This window comes from Neobacillus sp. C211 (genome assembly GCF_051842875.1).
Lineage (GTDB): Bacteria > Bacillota > Bacilli > Bacillales > Cytobacillaceae > Neobacillus.
This window is the reverse complement of the sequence record NZ_JBPXRO010000033.1, coordinates 12,254-33,216: the sequence shown is the minus strand read 5'-3', so window position 1 is coordinate 33,216 and position 20,963 is coordinate 12,254. Positions and strand designations below refer to the sequence as shown.

At 37.4% G+C, this 20,963-nt stretch carries 17 protein-coding genes; 15 read left to right on the top strand and 2 right to left on the bottom strand.

Translation table 11 applies throughout. The features are described from left to right. Positions 1-61 precede the first annotated feature (61 nt). Together ACSU6B_RS23945 and ACSU6B_RS23940 are read left to right on the top strand one after the other, a co-directional pair. Positions 62-1,471 carry an MFS transporter gene (locus ACSU6B_RS23945; protein ID WP_214713320.1) on the top strand — a complete coding sequence of 470 codons (1,410 nt, stop codon included), beginning with the start codon at positions 62-64 and terminating at the stop codon, positions 1,469-1,471. 379 nt (positions 1,472-1,850) lie between these two features. Continuing rightward, on the top strand, positions 1,851-3,230 hold the full coding sequence (locus tag ACSU6B_RS23940; RefSeq protein ID WP_410888790.1) for a glycoside-pentoside-hexuronide (GPH):cation symporter: 1,380 nt from the start codon (positions 1,851-1,853) through the stop codon (positions 3,228-3,230). A gap of 72 nt (positions 3,231-3,302) precedes the next feature. On the opposite strand, the gene ACSU6B_RS23935 is transcribed toward ACSU6B_RS23940, so the two are convergent. Then, positions 3,303-4,496, bottom strand: coding sequence for an ROK family transcriptional regulator (locus tag ACSU6B_RS23935; protein ID WP_410888788.1), 1,194 nt, complete (start codon positions 4,494-4,496; stop codon positions 3,303-3,305). A gap of 259 nt (positions 4,497-4,755) precedes the next feature. Between ACSU6B_RS23935 and uxaC the strand changes: the two genes are divergently transcribed. The 7 genes from uxaC (at position 4,756) to ACSU6B_RS23900 (ending at position 12,804) form a co-directional block, all read left to right on the top strand. Continuing rightward, positions 4,756-6,159 carry a glucuronate isomerase gene (gene uxaC / locus ACSU6B_RS23930; RefSeq protein ID WP_215014831.1) on the top strand — a complete coding sequence of 468 codons (1,404 nt, stop codon included), beginning with the start codon at positions 4,756-4,758 and terminating at the stop codon, positions 6,157-6,159. 73 nt (positions 6,160-6,232) lie between these two features. Beyond that, the gene (gene gndA, locus ACSU6B_RS23925) at positions 6,233-7,645 is read left to right on the top strand and encodes an NADP-dependent phosphogluconate dehydrogenase (protein ID WP_410888786.1); all 1,413 of its coding nucleotides are present in this window, start codon (positions 6,233-6,235) and stop codon (positions 7,643-7,645) included. A gap of 237 nt (positions 7,646-7,882) precedes the next feature. Beyond that, positions 7,883-8,818, top strand: coding sequence for an AraC family transcriptional regulator (locus ACSU6B_RS23920; RefSeq protein WP_410888785.1), 936 nt, complete (start codon positions 7,883-7,885; stop codon positions 8,816-8,818). Beyond that, positions 8,819-9,706, top strand: coding sequence for a sugar phosphate isomerase/epimerase family protein (locus ACSU6B_RS23915; protein ID WP_410888783.1), 888 nt, complete (start codon positions 8,819-8,821; stop codon positions 9,704-9,706). A 2-nt stretch (positions 9,707-9,708) separates the two neighbouring features. Then, positions 9,709-10,869, top strand: coding sequence for a Gfo/Idh/MocA family protein (locus tag ACSU6B_RS23910; RefSeq protein WP_215003893.1), 1,161 nt, complete (start codon positions 9,709-9,711; stop codon positions 10,867-10,869). A 67-nt stretch (positions 10,870-10,936) separates the two neighbouring features. Further along, a complete protein-coding gene (locus tag ACSU6B_RS23905; RefSeq protein ID WP_410888781.1) occupies positions 10,937-11,941 on the top strand; it encodes a Gfo/Idh/MocA family protein in 1,005 nt (334 codons plus the stop codon). A gap of 2 nt (positions 11,942-11,943) precedes the next feature. Beyond that, positions 11,944-12,804 (top strand): sugar phosphate isomerase/epimerase family protein, encoded by an 861-nt coding sequence (locus ACSU6B_RS23900; protein WP_410888779.1) that lies wholly within the window; start codon positions 11,944-11,946, stop codon positions 12,802-12,804. Between the two features lie 504 nt (positions 12,805-13,308). Here the strand turns inward: ACSU6B_RS23900 and ACSU6B_RS23895 are convergent. After that, a complete protein-coding gene (locus ACSU6B_RS23895; RefSeq protein WP_410888777.1) occupies positions 13,309-14,490 on the bottom strand; it encodes an ROK family transcriptional regulator in 1,182 nt (393 codons plus the stop codon). A 233-nt stretch (positions 14,491-14,723) separates the two neighbouring features. Between ACSU6B_RS23895 and ACSU6B_RS23890 the strand changes: the two genes are divergently transcribed. The 6 genes from ACSU6B_RS23890 (at position 14,724) to ACSU6B_RS23865 (ending at position 20,928) form a co-directional block, all read left to right on the top strand. Then, entirely contained in the window at positions 14,724-15,992 is a 1,269-nt protein-coding gene (locus tag ACSU6B_RS23890) for a lactate racemase domain-containing protein (RefSeq protein ID WP_410888776.1), read from the top strand. 22 nt (positions 15,993-16,014) lie between these two features. Next, the gene (locus ACSU6B_RS23885) at positions 16,015-16,785 is read left to right on the top strand and encodes an SDR family oxidoreductase (protein ID WP_410888814.1); all 771 of its coding nucleotides are present in this window, start codon (positions 16,015-16,017) and stop codon (positions 16,783-16,785) included. Between the two features lie 88 nt (positions 16,786-16,873). Continuing rightward, positions 16,874-17,677 carry an ATP-dependent sacrificial sulfur transferase LarE gene (gene larE, locus ACSU6B_RS23880; protein ID WP_410888774.1) on the top strand — a complete coding sequence of 268 codons (804 nt, stop codon included), beginning with the start codon at positions 16,874-16,876 and terminating at the stop codon, positions 17,675-17,677. Between the two features lie 153 nt (positions 17,678-17,830). Beyond that, entirely contained in the window at positions 17,831-19,303 is a 1,473-nt protein-coding gene (locus ACSU6B_RS23875; protein WP_215003879.1) for a gluconokinase, read from the top strand. A gap of 24 nt (positions 19,304-19,327) precedes the next feature. Beyond that, the gene (larB, locus tag ACSU6B_RS23870; protein WP_410888772.1) at positions 19,328-20,086 is read left to right on the top strand and encodes a nickel pincer cofactor biosynthesis protein LarB; all 759 of its coding nucleotides are present in this window, start codon (positions 19,328-19,330) and stop codon (positions 20,084-20,086) included. After that, positions 20,083-20,928 (top strand): LarC family nickel insertion protein, encoded by an 846-nt coding sequence (locus tag ACSU6B_RS23865; protein WP_410888770.1) that lies wholly within the window; start codon positions 20,083-20,085, stop codon positions 20,926-20,928. The genes larB and ACSU6B_RS23865 overlap by 4 nt, the downstream gene beginning before the upstream one ends. Positions 20,929-20,963 lie beyond the last annotated feature (35 nt).

Sequence of the window (20,963 nt, the reverse complement as noted above, 5' to 3'; positions counted from 1 at the left end):
ATTTAAAGGAATAGGTAATCGGGTTAGATTAAAAACTAAATGCATAATGGAGGGGTCAAAAATGAGTCAAACTGCAAAAAAAGCCGCTGTAGTACAAGGTTCTGCAAATGAATTTAGAAAGTTTGGAATGAAAGACAAACTTGGTTATATGTTTGGTGATTGGGGGAACGATTTCTTCTTTGTTCTAGTTGCCGCATTTTTAATGGTTTTTTATACAGATGTCTTTCATATTAATCCTGCAGCAGTCGGTGGATTATTCTTACTTGCCCGTTTGTGGGATGCAGTAGCAGACGTATCATGGGGCCGTTTTATTGATACAAGAAAAGCAGGGAAAAATGGCAAATTCAGGCCTTGGATTTTTAGAATGTCTTTCCCGCTTGTTATTTGTGGTGTTTTAATGTTTGTTCACATTCCAGGAATGTCAGATGGATTTTATCTTGCTTATGCTTACGTAACATATATTATTTGGGGAACACTATATAGTACAGTTAATATTCCTTACGGATCAATGGCTTCAGTTATCACAGGCGATCCTGTTGAACGTACAGCACTATCAAGCTGGAGAACATTAGGTGGAAACTTGGCTGGTTTAATTATTAACGTGGTTGGCCCTATGATTTTGTTTGTTAACAACAAACCAGATGCTAATCGCTTCATATTAGCTGCATTAATTTTCGGTGGACTTGCACTTGCTTGTTATATGGCTTGTTATAAATTATCGGTTGAACGAATTGTAATGGATGAAACAACTAAACCAAAAGTGAATTTGGGACAAACAATGAAAGGTCTTGGAAAAAACAAACCATTAATTTGGTTCCTCATTGCTTCATTATTGTTCTTGGTTTGCTTTATGCTAATTGGTGCAGTAAACGTTTATCTATTTAAAGATTACTTCGGAAATGCGAAAGCACTAAGTATGGTTGGTCTTCTTCAAGCTATTGCAGTATTTGTAGGTATGCCATTTGTTAAACCATTAGTTGCGAAATTTGGTAAAAAAGAAGTGGCTTCTGGTGGTTTATTAATAGCAACAGTTATATATGCGATTTTGTACTTCCTTCCAAATTTAACTGGAACACAATTTATTGGTGTATTAACAATTGGGATGTTTGGTTATGGAATTTTCAACCTTGTCATTTGGGCTTTCGTTACTGACGTTATTGATTATCATGAGTATTTAACTGGTTTACGTGAAGATGGAACCGTTTACTCGATTTATTCTATGGCACGTAAAGTTGGTCAAGCAGTAGCTGGCGGTGTTGGTGGTGCAGCAATCGCAGCTGTTGGTTATAATCCAACTCTTAAAGCACAAACAGCTGATACGCTTCAAGGAATTCATACACTTGGAACTCTAGTACCTGCAATCATACTTGCTGTTGTGTTCCTAATTATTGTATTCTGTTATCCATTAAACAAAAAACGTACAGCGCAACTTACAGCTGATTTAGCTGAAAGGAGAAAAGGCAAACATTAATTCAATATTACCAGAAGGAAGATAGCTAACATCTAGCTATCTTTTTTCATCATGTCTTAAGTGATATTTTAAATTAGGAAAATATCGGCTCCGATTTCATACGAATTGGAGCCTTTTCTGTTATGTTATGAACTCCATTATTGATCTCTGCTGGATAAATGTTTATAAATGGGTAGGACAGGATGATATACGCTTACAAATTATTATTGACGAAATTTGTCGACGGTGGTATTCTATCAATGAAGTTAATTTGTTAGTTTATTAAACAAATTAAAAAAACTTTTTCAAGCGTAATATTCAAACCATATAATCTTTGTAGTTTTGAAAAGGGTTACAGGTAAAACTCATTTAATTAATATAAAAGGAAGAGGGAGACATAATGGAGAATAGTGCCCAAAAAAAATTAACCTTAAAAGAAAAAATCTCCTACGGTTTAGGTGATGTTGGTAACGGATTTATGTTTGATATGGGGCAAATTTATTTGCTTAAGTTCTATACAGATATTTTAGGAATTTCGGCTTATTGGGGCGGTCTCGTATTTTTAGTATCGAAGATTTTTGATGCATTTGCAGATTCATCAGTAGGTGCTTTTGTGGATAAACGAAAGGTAGGTAAACGAGGCAAGTTCCGGCCGTTCATCTTATTTGGATCGATTCCGCTTGCCATTATGACTATCATTTCTTTCATGGCACCTGACTTTTCAGATACAGGAAAAATTGTCTTTGCTTTTATAACCTATATAGCCTTTGGGTTGTCGTATTCCATTGTTAATATTCCTTATGGATCACTCGCAGCTTCCATGACCCAAGATTCTGTGGATCGGGCATCTCTTGGATCCTTCAGAGCTATTGGCAGCCAATTTGCAATGCTTATTTCTGGGATGGTTGTTATCCCAATTGTTTTATATTTTCCAGATCAAAAATTAGGATATACCGTGGGAATCGGTTCGATGGCGTTAATTGGGGTCATATTCCATTATATTTGCTATCGTAATACAAATGAAAATGTTATTAGGGTCCCTAAAAAAGAAGAAGAAAAGCTTCCAATGTCAAAACTCTTCAAATTATTGCTAAGTAATAGACCGCTAATTGCTCTATGTTTCGTTTGTTTGTTTATGGTTGCTGGGAGTAACCTACGCACGGCTGTTCAGTTATATTACCTACAATATAATTTAGGAAATCCAGGTCTTATGTCTTTGCTTTCATTTACTAGTATTGGAATCGCTGTCATTGGTTCATTTTTTATTCCAGCACTTGTTAAAAGACTTGGAAAAAAGAAAACATTTATTATCGGTCTTTTTATTGGAGTTGCCGCGGATGTTGCGAACTTTGTTCTACCAGCTAACGTACCGACTTTCCTTATATTACTTACCATTGGAAGCTTAGGTCTTAGCTTTGCACTAGGTTTACCATGGGTAATGGTTGCGGATGCAGTGGATTATCACGAATGGAAAACAGGACAACGGACAGAAGGGATTGTATATTCAAGTTACAGTTTCTTCCGTAAACTAGCACAGGCGTTAGCTGGTTTTATTCCTGGAGTTGCCCTTGGATTAATCGGTTATGTTCCAAATGCAGAGCAAACTGCTGGCGCACTCCTTGGTATAAAAGGGCTAATGTTCCTCGTTCCAGCCGGACTAAACTTAATTGCTGCGGTTATCTTAATTGTTCAGTATAATTTAACAGAGGATCTTTATAAAAAGATTGTTGATGAACTTAAAGAAAAACAAAAGGTGAATGATAGTTTAAAAAGTGCGTAATGAACATCGATAAAAACCCCTTTTAGCACTAACTAAAAGGGGTTTTTCCTTGAAAGAAGGGGTAATCAAGTTCTAAATGAGTACGCTTCCAATGCGGTTGGATTTTATCTCATAAGGTAAATTTAACATCGGGACATCAAGAAAATGTTTGATAGCAAGTGCACATGCCCCAAGGACACAAGATTCTTTCCCGATAGTAGAGATCATTAATTCCCGGTAATGACTAATTGAAGAATTTAGATTTCCACTAATTTTATCGAGAGAGTCCGGATACATACGCAGCAGTTCACTATCAAGCACGAGTACGTCTGGATTATACATGTTAATCATATTATTCAATCCAATGGAAAGATAGAAAAGGAATTGTTCCATCAATTCGTGCACTTCCACATCGCCGTCATTAAGCCACTTTTGAATATGTTCGTAAGTTAGATTCTTTATTTGTCGTTTTTCAGATAAATGTTCAAAAATGACCGATTCCGAAGCATATTTTTCCCAGCAACCCTTATTTCCACAATTGCACGGTTTTCCTTGTGGAACAACAATCATATGACCTATTTCACCAGCATATCCGTCATTCCCTCGGAAAAACTCATTGTTCATCATCATACCTAGGCCGATCCCAGAATAGAGGGTCGCACATAACAAGTTGTCTGTTTCATGGTGCGCAAAGACCCTTTCGGCAAAAGAACTTAGATTTGCATTATTTTCAAGGTAGATAGACGTATCAAATTCTCTTTCTAAATCACGCTTGAGATTAATATCATGCCAATTAAATCGTGGAACATAGTGGATCTCTTCGTCTTTTGTGACCAGACCATGGATGGCGATAACAATTCCTACAATACCATAGCGGCTCGTAGTGCAATCTGCTTTGAACTTTTTGATTTGTTGAATTAAAAGATGAAGTATCTCTGCATAATTAGAAGTATTTATTTCGATAATATTAGATGAAACAGGACAGCCAAGAAGGTCTGATAATGTAAATGATATTTGACCATAATCAAGGTCAATACCAAGTGCATAGCCAACTTGTCCGTTCAATGAGAGCATAATCGGCTTTCTTCCAACCGAAAAATGCTCAAGCTGTGTCTCTATAATAAGCCCTTCTTCTAATAAGTCTGCAACTTGTGCTGAGATGGTTGCTCTTGTTAAGTTAGTGGCTTTGGATAGATCTGCTCTCGAAATCATTCCTTCTTTAACAATTTCTCTAAGGATTAAAGAGCGATTAATTTTTTTTATATATGCCGCATCACCCGTAACCATTTTTATCCTCCATTTCGTGCATTCCTTTGTTTATATTCTTATTATATCAGTTCTTTCATTAAAAGGTCGTTATTATTCTATTAATTCCTAAATAGTTAATTGACTAAACATATTAAACATGATAAATTAGGAATGTGATTAATTTGTTTATTAAACAAATTAAAAGAGAATGATCTGATAACAAATACTTATATATTTCTGTAAGGGGTTACAGATGTGCATTTACCGTATGAATTTCTATCTAAAGGAGAGGTATTCGATGAAAAAATTTATGGATCAACACTTTTTGTTAAATACAGATACTGCAGTTAAACTGTATGAAAATGCCGCAGCATCTTCACCAATTTTTGATTTTCACTGTCACTTAGATCCAAAGGAAGTTTGGGAAAATAAGTCTTACGAAAATATTACTCAAATCTGGCTTGGTGGGGACCATTATAAATGGCGAACAATGCGCATGCATGGTATCGGAGAGCAATACATTACTGGAGATGCGGGTGATTGGGAAAAATTCTCAGCATGGGCAGAGACAGTTCCACATTTAATTGGAAACCCAGTATACCATTGGACGCACTTAGAATTAAAAATGGTCTTTGGTATTGATAAAGTATTAAGTCCTGAGACAGCTCGTGAAATTTGGGAAGAATGTAATGAAAAGTTACAGACGCCTGAATTCAGTGCAAGAGCTTTAATTGAGAGATCAAATGTAAAGTTTATCGGAACAACGGATGATCCAATCTCTACATTAGAATTCCATCAATTACTGAAAAATGATGAGACCTTTAAAACAATTATTGCTCCAACATTCCGTCCGGATGGTGCGCTTTTTATTGAACGTCCAACTTTCAAAAGCTGGATTGAAAAATTGGCGGATGTGTCAGGTATAAAAACGGATTCCTTAGATGGATTTTTAACAGCTTTGAAACAAAGAGTAGAGTATTTTCATGAAAATGGGGGCCGTGCCTCAGACCATGATATTCAAAAAATGGAATATGTAGAAACAACCAAACAAGAGGTTGAAGCGATTTTCAATAAACGTATTAGCGGTGAACAACTTACAAATGATGAAATGATTGCCTATCGTATTTTCCTCTTAAAAGAACTTGGAAAAATGTATGCAGAAAAGCAGTGGGTCATGCAGCTTCACATGGGAGCAATGCGAAACAACAACACAAGGATGAAGGAACTGCTTGGAACAGATGTAGGATTTGACTCCGTTGGAGAAGCTAATATGGCAGAGGGGTTATCCCGATTCCTTGATGCCCTTGATCAGGAAAATGCACTTCCTAGAACTGTATTATTTAACTTGAACCAAAAAGATAATGTAGTCTTAGCTGGAATGATGGGTAACTTCTATGAAGAAGGGATTCCAGGAAAAGTTCAATTAGGCTCTGGCTGGTGGTTTTTAGACCATATCGATGGTATGGAGAGACAAATGAAGGATTTTGCAAATGTCGGATTACTCAGTCACTTTATCGGCATGCTGACAGACTCTCGCAGTTTTCTATCCTATGCACGTCATGATTACTTCCGCCGAATTCTATGTAACCTCCTTGGCGAATGGGTTGAAAAAGGGTTAGCGCCGAATGACATGAAGCAAATGGAGCAAATGGTAAAGAATATTTGTTTTGATAATGCCGAAAAATATTTTTTAAGACGCTAAAAAGCACTTTTTAATTGTATTAATGAAAGAAATATGGTTATCTAAGTAGTATTAATAATGAAAGAGGGATAGTATGTCTAAACAACAAATTGGTGTAGTTGGTTTAGCTGTTATGGGTAAAAACCTTGCCCTAAATATCGAAAGCCGTGGTTATTCTGTCGCTGTATTTAATCGTTCATACGATAAAACAGAAGAGTTTTTAAAGAATGAAGCAGAGGGAAAAAACTTTGTAGGTGCACGTACTGTTGAAGAATTCGTTAATTCTTTAGAAAAGCCTCGCAAAATTTTATTAATGGTTAAAGCTGGTACTGCAACAGATGCAACCATCGACTCTTTAAAGCCGTTTCTTGAAGAAGGCGATATTCTAATTGATGGTGGGAATACATTCTTCCAAGATACAATCAGACGTAATAAGGAACTAGAGACAGCAGGATTCCATTTCATCGGAACTGGCGTTTCAGGTGGAGAAGAAGGCGCATTAAAAGGTCCTTCTATCATGCCAGGCGGTAAAGAAGAGGCTTATAACCTTGTTAAACCAATCTTAGAAGCCATTTCTGCAAAAGTAGAGGGCGATCCTTGCTGTACGTATATTGGTCCAAATGGTGCTGGTCACTATGTGAAAATGGTTCATAACGGAATTGAATATGGAGATATGCAGTTAATCTGTGAAGCTTATTTTATTTTGAAAAATGTCCTTGGTTTAGATGCAAAAGAGCTTCATAAGGTCTTTGCTGAATGGAATAAAGGCGAATTAGACAGCTATTTGATTGAAATTACGGCTGATATCTTTACAAAAGTGGATGAAGAAACTGGTAAACCAATGGTTGACTTAATCCTCGATACAGCTGGTCAAAAGGGTACTGGTAAATGGACAAGCCAAAATGCTTTAGACTTAGGTGTTCCACTTCCAATTATCACTGAATCTGTATTTGCCCGCTTTATTTCAGCAATGAAGGATGAGCGTGTTAAGGCAAGTCAGGTTCTTAATGGACCAGAAGTTAAGGCGTTTGAAGGCAATAAAGAAGAATTAATCGAAGCAGTTCGTAAAGCATTATATATGAGTAAAATTGTTTCTTATGCACAAGGTTTTGCACAAATGCGTGCTGCCTCTGAAGAATACGATTGGAATCTTCAATACGGTAATATCGCGATGATTTTCCGCGGAGGCTGTATCATTCGTGCACAATTCTTACAAAAGATTAAAGATGCGTATGATCGCGACCCTGAATTAAGAAACTTATTGTTAGATCCATACTTCAAAGAAATTGTTGAAAACTATCAACAGCCATTACGTCAAGTACTTGCTGTGGCAATTGAGCGTGGTATTCCTGTACCGTCATTCGCTAGCGCGATTGCCTATTATGACAGCTACCGTACAGAAACTTTACCAGCTAATCTGTTACAAGCACAACGTGACTACTTTGGTGCTCACACCTATCAACGTGTTGATAAAGAAGGAGTATTCCATACACACTGGATGGAATAAGCAGTTTGATTTGGACCAATTTCAAAAGAGACAAAACTAGCTCAACAGGGGCTGGTTTTGTCTCTTTTTTTTTAGTCGGTTGTCTAAAATTCATTATGAAAAAGCAACGTGAGTCAAAAACCAACTATTTTTTAAGCAGTTTTAGAGAATGATTTTGGTTTCTAAGTGCAATATAATAATAGTATGTTCAGTTAACAAATTAATTTGTTAACGCTTACCTATAAGGGTGTGAGAGTAATGGATGAGTGGAATACATCTCCGAACCAAAAGAAAATAATGGATGAATGGATAAACGCATTCTACCGAGCACAAGGTATGGAGTCCAACATATTTAATTTTCACTCACATCAAGAATATGAGATCTATTTTTTTCATTCGGGTGATTGTAAGTATTTAATTAATAATAGGATTTATGAATTACAGCCTGGTGATATCATTCTTTTGGATGGTATGACATTGCATAAACCGAACCCGAGGACCGGCAGCACGTATACAAGGAGTATGCTTCATTTTTCACCTACGTGGCTGCAAGAGTTATTGACAGCTCTTGGAATCCCAAATTTGTTAGATCCTTTTAAAAAACTTAACAATTGTTTGCTGCGAACACGATATGATGAAGCGGGACAATTTGTTGATGGACGGATAAAGGAAATCGCCGCATCGTTGGAACAGATTAATGAAGAAATGCAACGAACCGGTAAGAAAAATGAACTATTAGAAGCCGAAGTGAAACTTGAGTTAGTTCAATTATTGATAGGAATTTTTAAAATGAGTCAAAAAGAGTTATCTCAAGTTACAAGTAAAAAGACTGAAAAGGAACATCATGCAGAGGCCATTGCGTCTTGGATTAATGAACACTATAGCGAAAAAATAAGTTTAGATCGAGTGGCTGCAGAGTTGAATCTGAGTAAGTATTATGCTTCGCATGTGTTTAAGGAAGTCACTGGCTTTACGGTAATGGAATATGTGATGGGATGCCGGCTCAATCAGGTGAAATATTTGTTGGAAATGGAGCCTGATCGAACGCTAACAGAGGTGTCACAGGTAACTGGCTTTGAGAGTGTGGCCCATTTTAGTCGGTATTTTAAGGAGAAGGTGGGCACCACACCGTCACGTTATCGTAAAAATAAAATTACTAGCAACATTACTGTGAAAAAGGGGGAACAGTCCTAAATGAATAAAGACTTAATGATCTCAGGCTTTTCAGATGAAATCTCTTCTGATTTTGATACCCAGCTTGAAGTTGTCTCAAATCTTGGTATGCATTATCTTTCTTTACGCGGTATTGATGGGAAAAATATTGGTGATTATACTGTTGATGAGATTAAAGAAAATGTACAACCACGGCTTCAAAAGGCAGGTATCGGTGTTTCTTCAATAGGGTCGCCTATTGGCAAGGTGTTCATTAACGATGAAGATGGATTTGCCAATCAAAAGATCATGTTGGACACGCTTTGTCAAATTTCCAACCTATTAAATTGTCAATATATCCGTATATTTAGCTTTTATATTCCTAAGGGCGACAATGCCGACCAATACCGTGAGGAAGTCGTTAGTAAGCTTAAGGAATATGCGGCCATTGCAGAAAAATACAATGTGATTTTGCTGCATGAAAATGAAAAGGATATCTTTGGTGATATCGCGAGACGCTGTCATGAGATTTTAACAGAAGTAGATTCTCCTTACTTTAAAGGGATTTTTGACTTTGCTAATTTCGTACAGTGCGGTGAGGACACACAAGAGTGTTACGATCTCTTAAAAGATGAGATTTTTTATATACACATTAAGGATGCTGTAACATCAGATAGTCAAAACGTTGTCTGTGGAACTGGCGAAGGTAAAATACCTGAGCTATTAGCTCAATTTATTAAGAGCGGCTACAAAGGCTTTTTAACTCTTGAGCCACACCTCGTTCTCTTTGATTCACTAAAGGATTTAGAACTTGAGGATGCAACTGAGATTATAAAAGACAACAAGGGGCTGGATGGTGCCGGCGGCTACAAGCTTCAATATGAAGCACTTTTAGAAATTCTTAAAACAATTGAAAGCGAGGAGAAGTAATAATGGAACAAGTTAGATTAGGGATTATTGGTTTAGGTGCAGAAGGCGGTATGTACGCTAATTTCATTTCTGAAGGCAAAGTTAAAAACATGGTGATTGGTGCGATTTGTGATAATGATCCTGCTAAAAAACAAGTAGCGCAAGAGAAGTATCCTGGTGTTCCTTTCTACGACAATTATATCGATATGATGGAAAGCGGTGACGTTAATTCGGTCGTTACAACTGTTCCGCATTATCTCCATCCTGAAATGGGAATCGAAGCACTAAAACGAAACCTCCATGCATTAGTGGAAAAACCAGCTGGTGTTTATACAAAACAAGTTAAAGAGTTAAACGACTTTGCAGCAACAAAGCCTGAAGTTAAGTTTGCCATCTTCTTTAACCAGCGTACAAATCCACTTTATAAAAAAGTAAAAGAAATTATTGATAATGGTGAGATTGGCAGCATTCGCAGTACCAACTGGATCATTACTACTTGGTGGAGACCTCAAGGGTACTACAATCAAAGTGAATGGAGAGCAACTTGGGGCGGAGAAGGCGGAGGTGTCCTTGTAAACCAAGCGCCACACCAAATTGACTTGCTTCAATGGATTTGCGGCATGCCGAAAAAGGTTTATGCAAAAGTAAACTTTGGCTCTCAAAGAGATATTGTTGTTGAAGACGATGTGACAGCAGTATTTGATTATGGAAATGGTGCTACTGGTGTATTTGTAACTCGTACACACGATGTAGTGGGGACTGACCGTCTAGAAATCTTGGGCGATAAAGGAAAAATTGTGGTAGACGATAGTAAGAAAGTAACCATCAAGCGCCTGAAGAAATCTGAAAATGAAATGAGCAATTCTATGGATATGTCAGATGTTATGAAGCTGTTTATGGGCGGCGGTGCAGGTGATATTTTCACTGAGGAAGTACTTGATTTTGGCAATGTTTGGGGCGAACAGCACATTGCTGTATTAGATGACTTTGCTTCTGCGATTGTAGAAGGTACTCCATTATTAGCACCTGGCAGCGACGGCATTAATGGTGTTAGACTTGCAAATGCTATGCACCTGTCAGCCTGGTTAGGCAAGGAAGTGGAAATACCATTTGATGAAGATTTATTCCTAGAAGAATTAAATAAACGGATTGCAGAAGAAGGTAAATATCCGGTTAGAAAGTAATCAAACACATGAAACGAACTCATCGCTAATACAGCTTTGAGTTCGTTTCAAAAAAGGGGAGAAGCTCATGCTAAAAGTAGCAGTAATAGGGCTTGGAGATATTTCAAAAATTCATATTCCAGCTATACAAGCGAACCCAAATGCTGAGTTAGTCGCAGTTTGTGATCTTGATGAATCATTAAAAGATAACGTACCTGAGGTAAATTTTTATCGAGATTATCACGAGATGCTTGAAAAAGAAAACCTTGATGTTGTCCATAATTGCCTGCCTCACTATCTACACTATCCTATAACAAAAGCTTGTGTAGAAAAGGGTGTTCATGTTTTTCAAGAAAAGCCGTTGGGCTTGAACACGGAAGAGGGACAGGCACTCGTAAAACTAGAGGTAGACCACCGTGATGTTAAAATCGGTGTGTGTTTACAAAACCGTTATAATGAGTCGTTTGAAATGCTTATGGAGATTGTCAAAGGCGGCGAATATGGCAAGGTCACAGGAGTTAAAGGATTGGTGGCTTGGTATAGACCAAAAGCTTATTATGATGTGAAACCTTGGCGTGGAAAAATGGCGTATGCCGGGGGCGGTTCCATGATCAATCAATCCCTCCATACACTGGATTTAATCCAGCTAGTCGGCGGAAAAATAGAATCAATAAGAGGTTCAGTGAACCAATTATTGGATTATGGGATTGAAGTGGAAGATACTGCTTCCGCACATATACTCTTCGAAAACGGTGCAAGAGGATTATTTTTTTCAACCAATGCCAATCCAGAGAACTCCAGTGTAGAGCTTGAAGTATATCTTGAAAAGGGTAAATTCATCATTAAAGACAGCATTCTCACAAGAATAAATGATGAGGGAAAAAAGGAAGAATTGGTAGAAGATGCTAAGCTGCCTGGCTCAAAATTCTATTATGGTGCCAGCCATGCGAAAACGATCAATCAATTCTATAACTGTATTTTACAGGGTACTCATGATTATGTTCATGCAAAGGATGCGGTCGTATCTATTCAAATGATTGATGCCATTCGACTTTCTTCAGAGACAAAACAAAGTATTAAGATGGAGGGATAACCATGAAAAAAGGTAAAATCGGCGTTCAAATGATGATGCTTAAAGGCAAAGTGGAAGAACTAGGTGCTTATGAAACAATGAGAAAAGTTAGTGAGCTTGGATATCACGCTGTTGAAGTATCTCAAATACCTATGACTCCAGAAAACGTAGCGGAATTAAAAAGGGCGAGTGTAGATTTTGATATCAAGATTGCGGCTCTTTCTGCCGCTGTAGAGCCAATGTTGCCTGGAATGCCTGGCGAAACATTGACAAGTGATTTTGAAAAAATAGTTAATGATTGTAAGACACTTGATTGTAATTTCTTACGTATTGGTATGCTTCCGTTAACATGTATGGGTCATAAAGATAAAATCATGGAATTTATTGAAAAGGCAGAAGTAATGGCTCACAGATTAGCTGAGCATGGAATTGAATTGTATTACCATACTCATCATTTAGAATTTCAAAAATATGATGGTGAATATTTGTTAGACATTATAAAAAATAACACCACTAAGCTTGGATTTGAATTAGATGTTCACTGGATTCAAAGAGCAGGCGTAAATCCTGTGGAGTTTGTTAAGGAATATACAGGTCGTATTTCACTCTTACATTTGAAGGATTATCGAATTGGACAAATGGATTTAAGTGAAGTTGACTTCAAAGATATGGCTAAATTCTTTGACAAATTCACGAATACGATTGAATTTGCAGAACTCGGTGAAGGAAACCTTGATATCAAAGCGATTACTGAAGCCGGTCTTGAAAGCGGTGCACAATATTTCTTGGTAGAACAAGATGATACGTATGGTCGCGATCCATTTGAATGTCTAGAAATTTCAGCTAATCACCTGAGAAAACTAGGATTTGGCGAATGGTTTTAAAATTAAAACGACCGTAAAAGAGATGAAGTAAATTGGGTGTCAGGCACTATGGTGTCAGGCACTTTCTTTTTTTTTAAAGGCTATGTTATAGGACATTGTTGATTTTATAGCCAAGTTGATTGGAGCGGAACTCAACATTCAAGTTTAACAAGCAAAAAAAAACCAAATCACATTTTATTTACGTGAATTGGTTCTGATAGGTTCTGATAGATGAAATGGAATGTATTCACCATGTTTTTCAATTTGTTTAACTACTAAATTAATTAAATGTTTCATTACAATTCCTCCTAGTAATTTGATACTCTTATTATCATTAATTATCAAAATTTAAACAAACTCACTGAAAACGGAAACAAACGCGATGAAAACGGGAACATTGGTTATGAAAGTGTTCACATCATCCTTTTTCTTATAATTACGCTGATTTTCTCGCTATTTCATTCATTCCAAATGAAAAAGAAAAAGCCCTCTGGAATGAAGGCTTATAGTTACTTTTTGCTTATTCTATTTATCGAGAAAGTTCTCCTCACACAAAGTTAAACAAAGCTCTGAAACCCCTAAAAAGTTTTGAATGGTCAAAGCACAAGCACCCATGATACATGCCCTTTTTCCAAATTCTGAGATCAACAATTCCGAATAATGGCTAATAGAAGAAGAGAGATGGGCTTTAATTTCTTCAGCTGCATTAGGATATAAACGAAGGATTTCACTATTTACCACTAAGATTTCAGGATTATAAAGGTTAATTAAATTATTTAATCCAATAGAAAGATACATAATAAATCGATCAATCTCTTTTAGGAAAACAGGGTCATGTTCATTGATCCGATTTTGAAAATCTTCAAGGTTGAAAGCTATTCCTTTTTGATTTTCAGCAAATTGGGTAATAAAACTCAATTCGGAAGCGTATTGTTCCCAGCATCCCAAATTTCCGCAACGGCAGGGGAGTCCATTTGGAACGACAATCATATGCCCAATCTCACCAGCATAACCGTGGAATCCTTTGAATAATCCGCCATTGATAATAAATCCAAGACCAATTCCAGAATACAAACTGACAGATAATAGGTTGTTACTTTGGTGGTGTTTATACACTTTTTCCGCAATGGAGCATAAGTTGGCATTATTTTCGATGTAAACATTGACTCCTATTTCATTTTCTAAGTCTTTTTTTAAGGTTTTGTTTCGCCAACCGTGTTGAGGGACAAAATCAATTATTTCATCTTTATTCACAATTCCATGTATTCCAATGGTAATACCAACAAGACCGTAACGAGTATGGGCGGATTTAAATTTATAACTAGTAATCTGTTCTATTAATAACTTAAGAATGACATCATATTCAGATACTTGTATTTCAATTATATCTGTCTGAATAGAAGTACCAATTAAATCTGATATGGTAAAAGTAATTGAATTTTTATCTAGGTCAATTCCCAGGGCAAAACCTGCCTCTCGGTTTACTGAGAGCATGATTGGCCTTCTCCCCAAACTCTTGTGTTCCTGTTGTGTTTCAATAATTAATTCTTTGTCCAATAAATCTGATACCTGTACAGAGATCGTTGCTTTATTTAATCCTGTAATTTTTGCAAGCTCTGCTCTAGATATCAATTTATGCTCAACAATTTTACTTAAGATTAAAGACTTGTTCATTTTTTTGATAAATGCTGCATCTCCTGTGAGCATAAAGAACCTCCTTGCATTTTTAAAAGGAAATAACTTATTAATATTGACGTAATTTATTCATAATGATATTATACAGGTAATTAGTTTGTTTGGTAAACAAATTAATAAATAATACTTTTTTTAGTTTCTTTTGTAAGGGATTACAGGGGGATTTCATTATAGCCTCATCAATACATGGAATGTAATAGAATGAGGAAAACTTTTAATAGGTAAAAAAAAGGAGTGATACAAACATGGGTATCCTACAAGAATTATTAAAAGATATTCCAGTTCCTAAAATGGCAAAGGTCAAAGTTCACTTTGATAACACAAAGATTGATGACCTTGGTACTACGCTGAAGGAACAATTACAGCAAGTACATATTCAGAAAAAAGTCCAGCCTGGGATGGAAATTGCGGTTGCTGTTGGCAGCCGCGGACTTGATCGCCTCGTTGAAATTACTGAGGTAACAGTCAAGTTTCTTAAAGATTTAGGAGCTAAACCTTTCATTGTACCAAGCATGGGGAGTCACGGGGGGGCGACTGCAGAGGGTCAACGCGAAGTTTTAGCGCATCTTGGTGTAACCGAAGAAAGTGTCGGTTGCGAGATTCGATCTTCAATGGATGTAGTAAAGATTAGTGAGCTGCCGAATGGATTACCAGTTTATGTGGATAAATTTGCTTCTGAAGCGGACGGAATCGTTGTTATTAATCGTGTGAAACCACACACAGCTTTTCGTGGATCAGTAGAAAGTGGAATTATGAAGATGATTAGCATTGGATTAGGAAAGCAAAAAGGGGCAGAGGCCTGTCATCAAATGGGATTTAAATATATGGCAGAAAATGTCCCAGCCATGGCAAAGATCATCATGGAAGAGACCCCCATACTTTTCGGAGTTGCAACAGTTGAAAATGCATTTGATAAAGTTGCAATTATTGATGTACTTACTCCAGAAGAGATTATTAATAGAGAACATGAACTTCAAAAACAAGCAAAAGAATTATTACCAAAGCTTTTCTTTGATCAATTGGATGTCCTTGTAATTGATGAAATAGGTAAAAATATTAGTGGGGATGGTATGGACCCGAATATTACGGGCCGTTATCCAACACCATATGCATCTGGTGGACCCGAAGTTAACAAAATGGCGGTGCTCGATGTAACACATCAATCAGAGGGGAATGCCAATGGCGTAGGAACGGCTGATTTTACAACACAACGGCTAATAGACAAGATGGACAAAGAAGGAACTTATGCAAATGGTTTAACTTCAACCGTTGTTGCTCCTACAAAAATTGCTACGACATTACCAAACGATAAACAAGCGATCCAAGCGGCTATTAAAACATGCAATATTCTAGATTTTAGAAACGTCAAATTAGTCCGCATTAAAAATACATTAGTTTTAAGTGAAATTGAAGTATCTGAGCCTTTACTTGAATATGTAAAACAGCATCCAAATATGGAACTAAGTTCAGATCTTTATGATATTCCTTTTAATGAAAATGGAAATTTATTTTAACAGAACAAAGGAGAGAAGAATGATGTCAAATTTATTTGATTTAAGTGGAAAAGTTGCAGTCGCAATTGGTGGAAATGGTGTGTTGGGTTCAGCAATGGCAAAAGGCTTGGCTTCACAAGGGGCAAAAGTTGCGATTGTAGGACGTAATCTTGAAAAAGCAGAGGAAGTTGTCAAAGAAATTGAAGAGAACGGCGGGGAAGCAAAGGCATTTTCTGCAGATGTTAGTTCAAAGGATTCTTTAGTTAACGTTGCGAATGAAATTGAACAATGGTCCGGTGGCTGGGACATTCTTTTAAATGCACCAGGTACAAATAGTACTACACCATTTTTTGAACTTGGTATGGATGAATGGGACAAAATTATGGATATAAATTTAAAAGGAATTGTGTTGACCTGCCAGATTTTTGCGAAGAAAATGATTGAGCAGGATAGAAAAGGAAGCATTATTAATATCTCATCTGTTTCTTCAACCACACCACTTTCAAAAGTGTTTACTTATTCCGTATCAAAAGCAGGACTTAACAGCGTTACACAGTTTTTAGCACGTGAATTTGCTCCAAATGGGATTCGTGTCAATGCAATTATTCCAGGATTTTTCCCTGCAGAACAAAACCGAAAAATTTTAGACAAAGAACGCATTGAATCAATCATGCGACATACCCCAATGAATCGTTTTGGTGAGGCGGAAGAGTTACAAGGTGCTACTGTCTGGCTTGCCTCTGAGAAAGCGTCAAGTTTCGTAACAGGAACTCTCGTTCGTGTTGATGGCGGCTTTGGCAGCATGACTATATAATCCAAGGTACACATAAATCTACAGCTCAATAAATAAATTAACAATGGCGGACTTTAAATTGGATGAGGGATAGGGGGAGAAAAGGACCATGCTAACAGAGAAATACGAAAAATTAACGTCTATTCTCCGAGAAATGGAATCCGTGGTTGTAGCCTTTTCAGGAGGAGTGGACAGTACATTTCTATTAAAGGCTGCTGTGAACGCATTAGGTGCTGAACATGTTCTCGCCATTACAGCAGACTCTGAAAGCTACCCTTCTAGTGAGCTTGAAGAGGCAAAAGGACTTGCAAATCAAATTGGTGTCAGGCACCAAGTGATTGAAACATCTGAACTCGCAATCCCAGGATACGCGGAAAACAATAAAAATCGTTGCTATTTTTGTAAAAGCAGTTTATTTGAACACATAATTCCAGTTATGGATGAAAAGGGCTTTCAAAATGTAGTTTATGGTGTCATTGCTGATGATATGAATGAATTCCGACCGGGTATGCAAGCCGCTAAAGAAAAGGGAATACGCGGCCCACTCCTAGAAGCTAATCTTTTTAAACAGGAGATCAGAGAACTCTCTCGGGAATTTAGTTTGCCTACATGGGATAAACCATCTTTAGCTTGTCTTTCTTCAAGAATTGCCTACGGTGAATATATTACAAAAGAAAAGCTGACGAAGGTTGAAAAAGCCGAAGCTTATTTAAAAACATTCAATATCCATCAGGTACGGGTCCGAACACATCAGGATATTGCAAGAATCGAAGTAGAACCTAATGATATGAAGGAGATTCTTGAAAATCATGACTCGATCGTGAAAGCACTTCAAGGCTATGGTTACAAATATATCACGTTAGATTTAATTGGATATCAGAGTGGAAGCATGAATAAGGTGTTATCTGAATAGCTTTCTGCTCGGCAAATTAGCTTAGGACTGTACACTAAAAAAATGGCTTTGGATCATCCAAAGCCTCTTATTTTAACGATAATATAAAATAGCAATAAAGAATCAAAATAAACTCCAATATTACTTATTGTTATGTGAAAAGGAAGAGGAAGTATGTCAAGAGAAGTTGTAATTGGACTTGATATCGGAACTACAAGTGTTAAAGCATGCGTATTTGACTTAAAAGGTAAATTAATTGCAGAAGCCGAGAGAATGAACACATTCACTTATCCACAGCAAGGATGGGTAGAACAAGACCCCATTGAGATTGAACAATCAGCTGTAAAAGCAATCAAAGAGGCGATCCAAAAAGCTGGTATTGAGAAAAATGAATTAATTTCAATCGGGTTTTCAGCTGCAATGCATTCACTGATTTGTGTAGATGAGAATGGCTGTCCAATATCTCCGGCCTTAATTTGGGCTGATGGAAGAAGTTATCTACAAGCAGAATCAGTGATAGAAACAATGGGTAACGAGGTTTATTCAAACACAGGAACACCGGTTCATCCAATGACACCATTCGTTAAGTTGTTATGGATGAAAGAAACAAAATATGAACCCTACCTCCAAGCAAAGTACTTTATGTCGATTAAAGAGTATTTACTACAATGCTGGTTTAATCAGCGGGTTATTGATTATTCGATGGCATCTGCGACAGGTTTATTTAACCCTGCCACACATACTTGGAATCAAACATTATTATCTCTAACGGATATTCATGATGGTCAGCTTTCAAGAATTGTCCCTCCAACTGAGATATTAACAGGGATTAATCCACAAATTGCTGAAGAAATGGGAATTGACCCGGAACTTCCTTTTGTGATTGGTGCTGCCGATGGCCAATTGGCTAACTTGGGAATTGGAGCGATTCTCCCTGGTGAAGTTGCGGTTTCAGTGGGTACTAGCGGGGCCATCAGACAAATCACAAAAGGTGTTAAGATAAGTGAAAATCAAGAAACCTTCTGTTATTCCTTTACTGAAGATTTTTCTATCATTGGAGGTCCAACCAATAATGGCGGGATTGCCTTACAATGGTTAAAAGACCTTTTGAACGACCAAAGAGACTTCTCCGAATTCCTTGCCGATGCAGAAAAGGTTCCGCTTGGCGCAGACGGAATCATCTTTCACCCTTATTTAAATGGCGAAAGAGCGCCGATTTGGAATCAACGGGCAAAAGGGAATTTCTTTGGATTATCTGTTACACATAAAAGAGAACATTTTATCCGAGCTGTTCTAGAAGGAATCACTTTTAACCTCTTTCAAATTGGCAAGGCATTAGAGAGGTTAGCTGGGAAACATCAAAAGATATATGCTAACGGTGGTTTATCCAGGTCACCATTGTGGCTGCAAATGATGGCAGATGTATTCGATGCGGAAATTTATGTGCCTGAGAGCTATCACAGTGCAGCATGGGGAGCAGCTTGGACAGCTTTAGTGGCTACTGGTAAAGTAAATTCATTTGAAGAGATTAAAAAGAATATTCCAATGGGTAAAGCAATCGTTCCTATTAAGGAAAATAGTGAAAAATATAGAATTATATATGAGAACTATGAAAAATTGGCAAGTGGAATGGCAAAACATTTTTGAAGTGTATATTAAGGGGGAGAACGAATGCTTGAAGAAATTTTAGAGCAGGTTCAAAGAGGTACCCTAAGTGTTAAAGAAGCTAAAGAGCAATTAGCAACATTTGAAAATTTGGGATTTGCTAAAGTGGACCATCATCGTAAGAAACGTCAAGGATTCCCAGAAGTAGTGTACGGTGAAGGGAAAACGACTGAACAAATCGTTTCAATTATTCAAGTGTTACGAGCTCGAAACAACCAAGTACTCGTCACACGTATTTCCAAAGAAAAGGCAGAAATTGTCCAACGTTCTTGCCCTGATTTTATCTACAAAGAAGAAGCACACATTCTTTTTTGGAAAGAGGACCATGAGAATGAGGCGGATCCACAAGGGTATATTGCTGTGATTTGTGCAGGAACCTCGGATTTAAGGGTTGCAGAAGAAGCTGCAGTGACGGCTGAAGTATTAGGAAGCAAGGTCCATCGTATCTATGATGTCGGTGTTGCTGGAATTCATCGCCTGTTAAGCCATGCTGAGGAAATTCAAAATGCCACGGTTTCCGTTGTAGTTGCAGGTATGGAAGGGGCACTTCCAAGCGTAGTGGGCGGACTTGTATCACATCCTGTAATTGCAGTCCCAACAAGTATTGGGTATGGGGCAAATTTTAATGGACTATCTGCCTTATTAACCATGTTAAATTCATGTGCTTCCGGGATTAGTGTCGTGAATATTGATAATGGGTTTGGCGGGGGATATAACGCAGTATTAATTGATCAGCTTGCACAAAAAGGGGCCAGAAAAAATTGAAAACACTTTATTTTGATTGTTTTTCAGGTATCAGCGGAGATATGGTCATTGGAGCCCTTATCGATGCCGGAGCAGATCCCAATCGGTTAGTAGAAGAATTAAAAAAACTTCATATTGATGATGAGTATAAGTTGACATGGACAAAGTTAGTAAAGAATGGGATTACAAGTACCAAATTTGACGTGGTGTTATTGAATAATGCTCATGACCATACACACGACCATGACCACGATCATGACCATGACCACCATCATGTTCATAACCACAACCATGAACATGATCATAACCACGATCATCACAGTCATAGCCACGAACATGAGCACCACCATCATGAGCACCGTGCATATAAGGATATTGTTGGATTAATTGAGAGTGCTGGTTTTGTTGAGCCAGTGAAAGAAATGTCTTTAAAAATTTTTAAAAGAATCGGTGAAGCAGAAGGACATATCCATGGGATTCCACTAGAGAAGGTCCATTTTCATGAAGTAGGGGCAGTAGATTCGATTATTGACATTATCGGAGCTGCTATCTTAATTCATCAATTAGAAATAGACGTAATCAAGTCATCACCCATCCCAGTAGGAACTGGACGTATCCATATTGACCATGGTATTTATCCTGTCCCTGCACCGGCCACTCTTGAAATTTTGAAAGGTGTACCAATTGAACAATCGGACATTCGTTTCGAGCTCACTACTCCAACGGGGGCAGCGATTGTCGCTGTACTGGCAGAAGAATTTTGCCCCATACCATCCATGAAGGTTACATCCATTGGTTATGGTGCTGGAACGAAGACCTTTATAAACCATCCCAATGTGCTCCGTGTCATCATTGGGGAATAGAAAAGTAGCTCTAAAATCCTTTTTATGAAAGAAAG

Excerpts from the sequence above, each read along its gene's own strand:
- ACSU6B_RS23945 (WP_214713320.1), top strand. The coding sequence starts at position 62 with ATGAGTCAAACTGCAAAAAAAGCCGCTGTAGTACAAGGTTCTGCAAAT.
- ACSU6B_RS23940 (WP_410888790.1), top strand. The coding sequence starts at position 1,851 with ATGGAGAATAGTGCCCAAAAAAAATTAACCTTAAAAGAAAAAATCTCC.
- ACSU6B_RS23935 (WP_410888788.1), bottom strand. The coding sequence starts at position 4,496 with ATGGTTACGGGTGATGCGGCATATATAAAAAAAATTAATCGCTCTTTA.
- uxaC (WP_215014831.1), top strand. The coding sequence starts at position 4,756 with ATGAAAAAATTTATGGATCAACACTTTTTGTTAAATACAGATACTGCA.
- gndA (WP_410888786.1), top strand. The coding sequence starts at position 6,233 with ATGTCTAAACAACAAATTGGTGTAGTTGGTTTAGCTGTTATGGGTAAA.
- ACSU6B_RS23920 (WP_410888785.1), top strand. The coding sequence starts at position 7,883 with ATGGATGAGTGGAATACATCTCCGAACCAAAAGAAAATAATGGATGAA.
- ACSU6B_RS23915 (WP_410888783.1), top strand. The coding sequence starts at position 8,819 with ATGAATAAAGACTTAATGATCTCAGGCTTTTCAGATGAAATCTCTTCT.
- ACSU6B_RS23910 (WP_215003893.1), top strand. The coding sequence starts at position 9,709 with ATGGAACAAGTTAGATTAGGGATTATTGGTTTAGGTGCAGAAGGCGGT.
- ACSU6B_RS23905 (WP_410888781.1), top strand. The coding sequence starts at position 10,937 with ATGCTAAAAGTAGCAGTAATAGGGCTTGGAGATATTTCAAAAATTCAT.
- ACSU6B_RS23900 (WP_410888779.1), top strand. The coding sequence starts at position 11,944 with ATGAAAAAAGGTAAAATCGGCGTTCAAATGATGATGCTTAAAGGCAAA.
- ACSU6B_RS23895 (WP_410888777.1), bottom strand. The coding sequence starts at position 14,490 with ATGCTCACAGGAGATGCAGCATTTATCAAAAAAATGAACAAGTCTTTA.
- ACSU6B_RS23890 (WP_410888776.1), top strand. The coding sequence starts at position 14,724 with ATGGGTATCCTACAAGAATTATTAAAAGATATTCCAGTTCCTAAAATG.
- ACSU6B_RS23885 (WP_410888814.1), top strand. The coding sequence starts at position 16,015 with ATGTCAAATTTATTTGATTTAAGTGGAAAAGTTGCAGTCGCAATTGGT.
- larE (WP_410888774.1), top strand. The coding sequence starts at position 16,874 with ATGCTAACAGAGAAATACGAAAAATTAACGTCTATTCTCCGAGAAATG.
- ACSU6B_RS23875 (WP_215003879.1), top strand. The coding sequence starts at position 17,831 with ATGTCAAGAGAAGTTGTAATTGGACTTGATATCGGAACTACAAGTGTT.
- larB (WP_410888772.1), top strand. The coding sequence starts at position 19,328 with ATGCTTGAAGAAATTTTAGAGCAGGTTCAAAGAGGTACCCTAAGTGTT.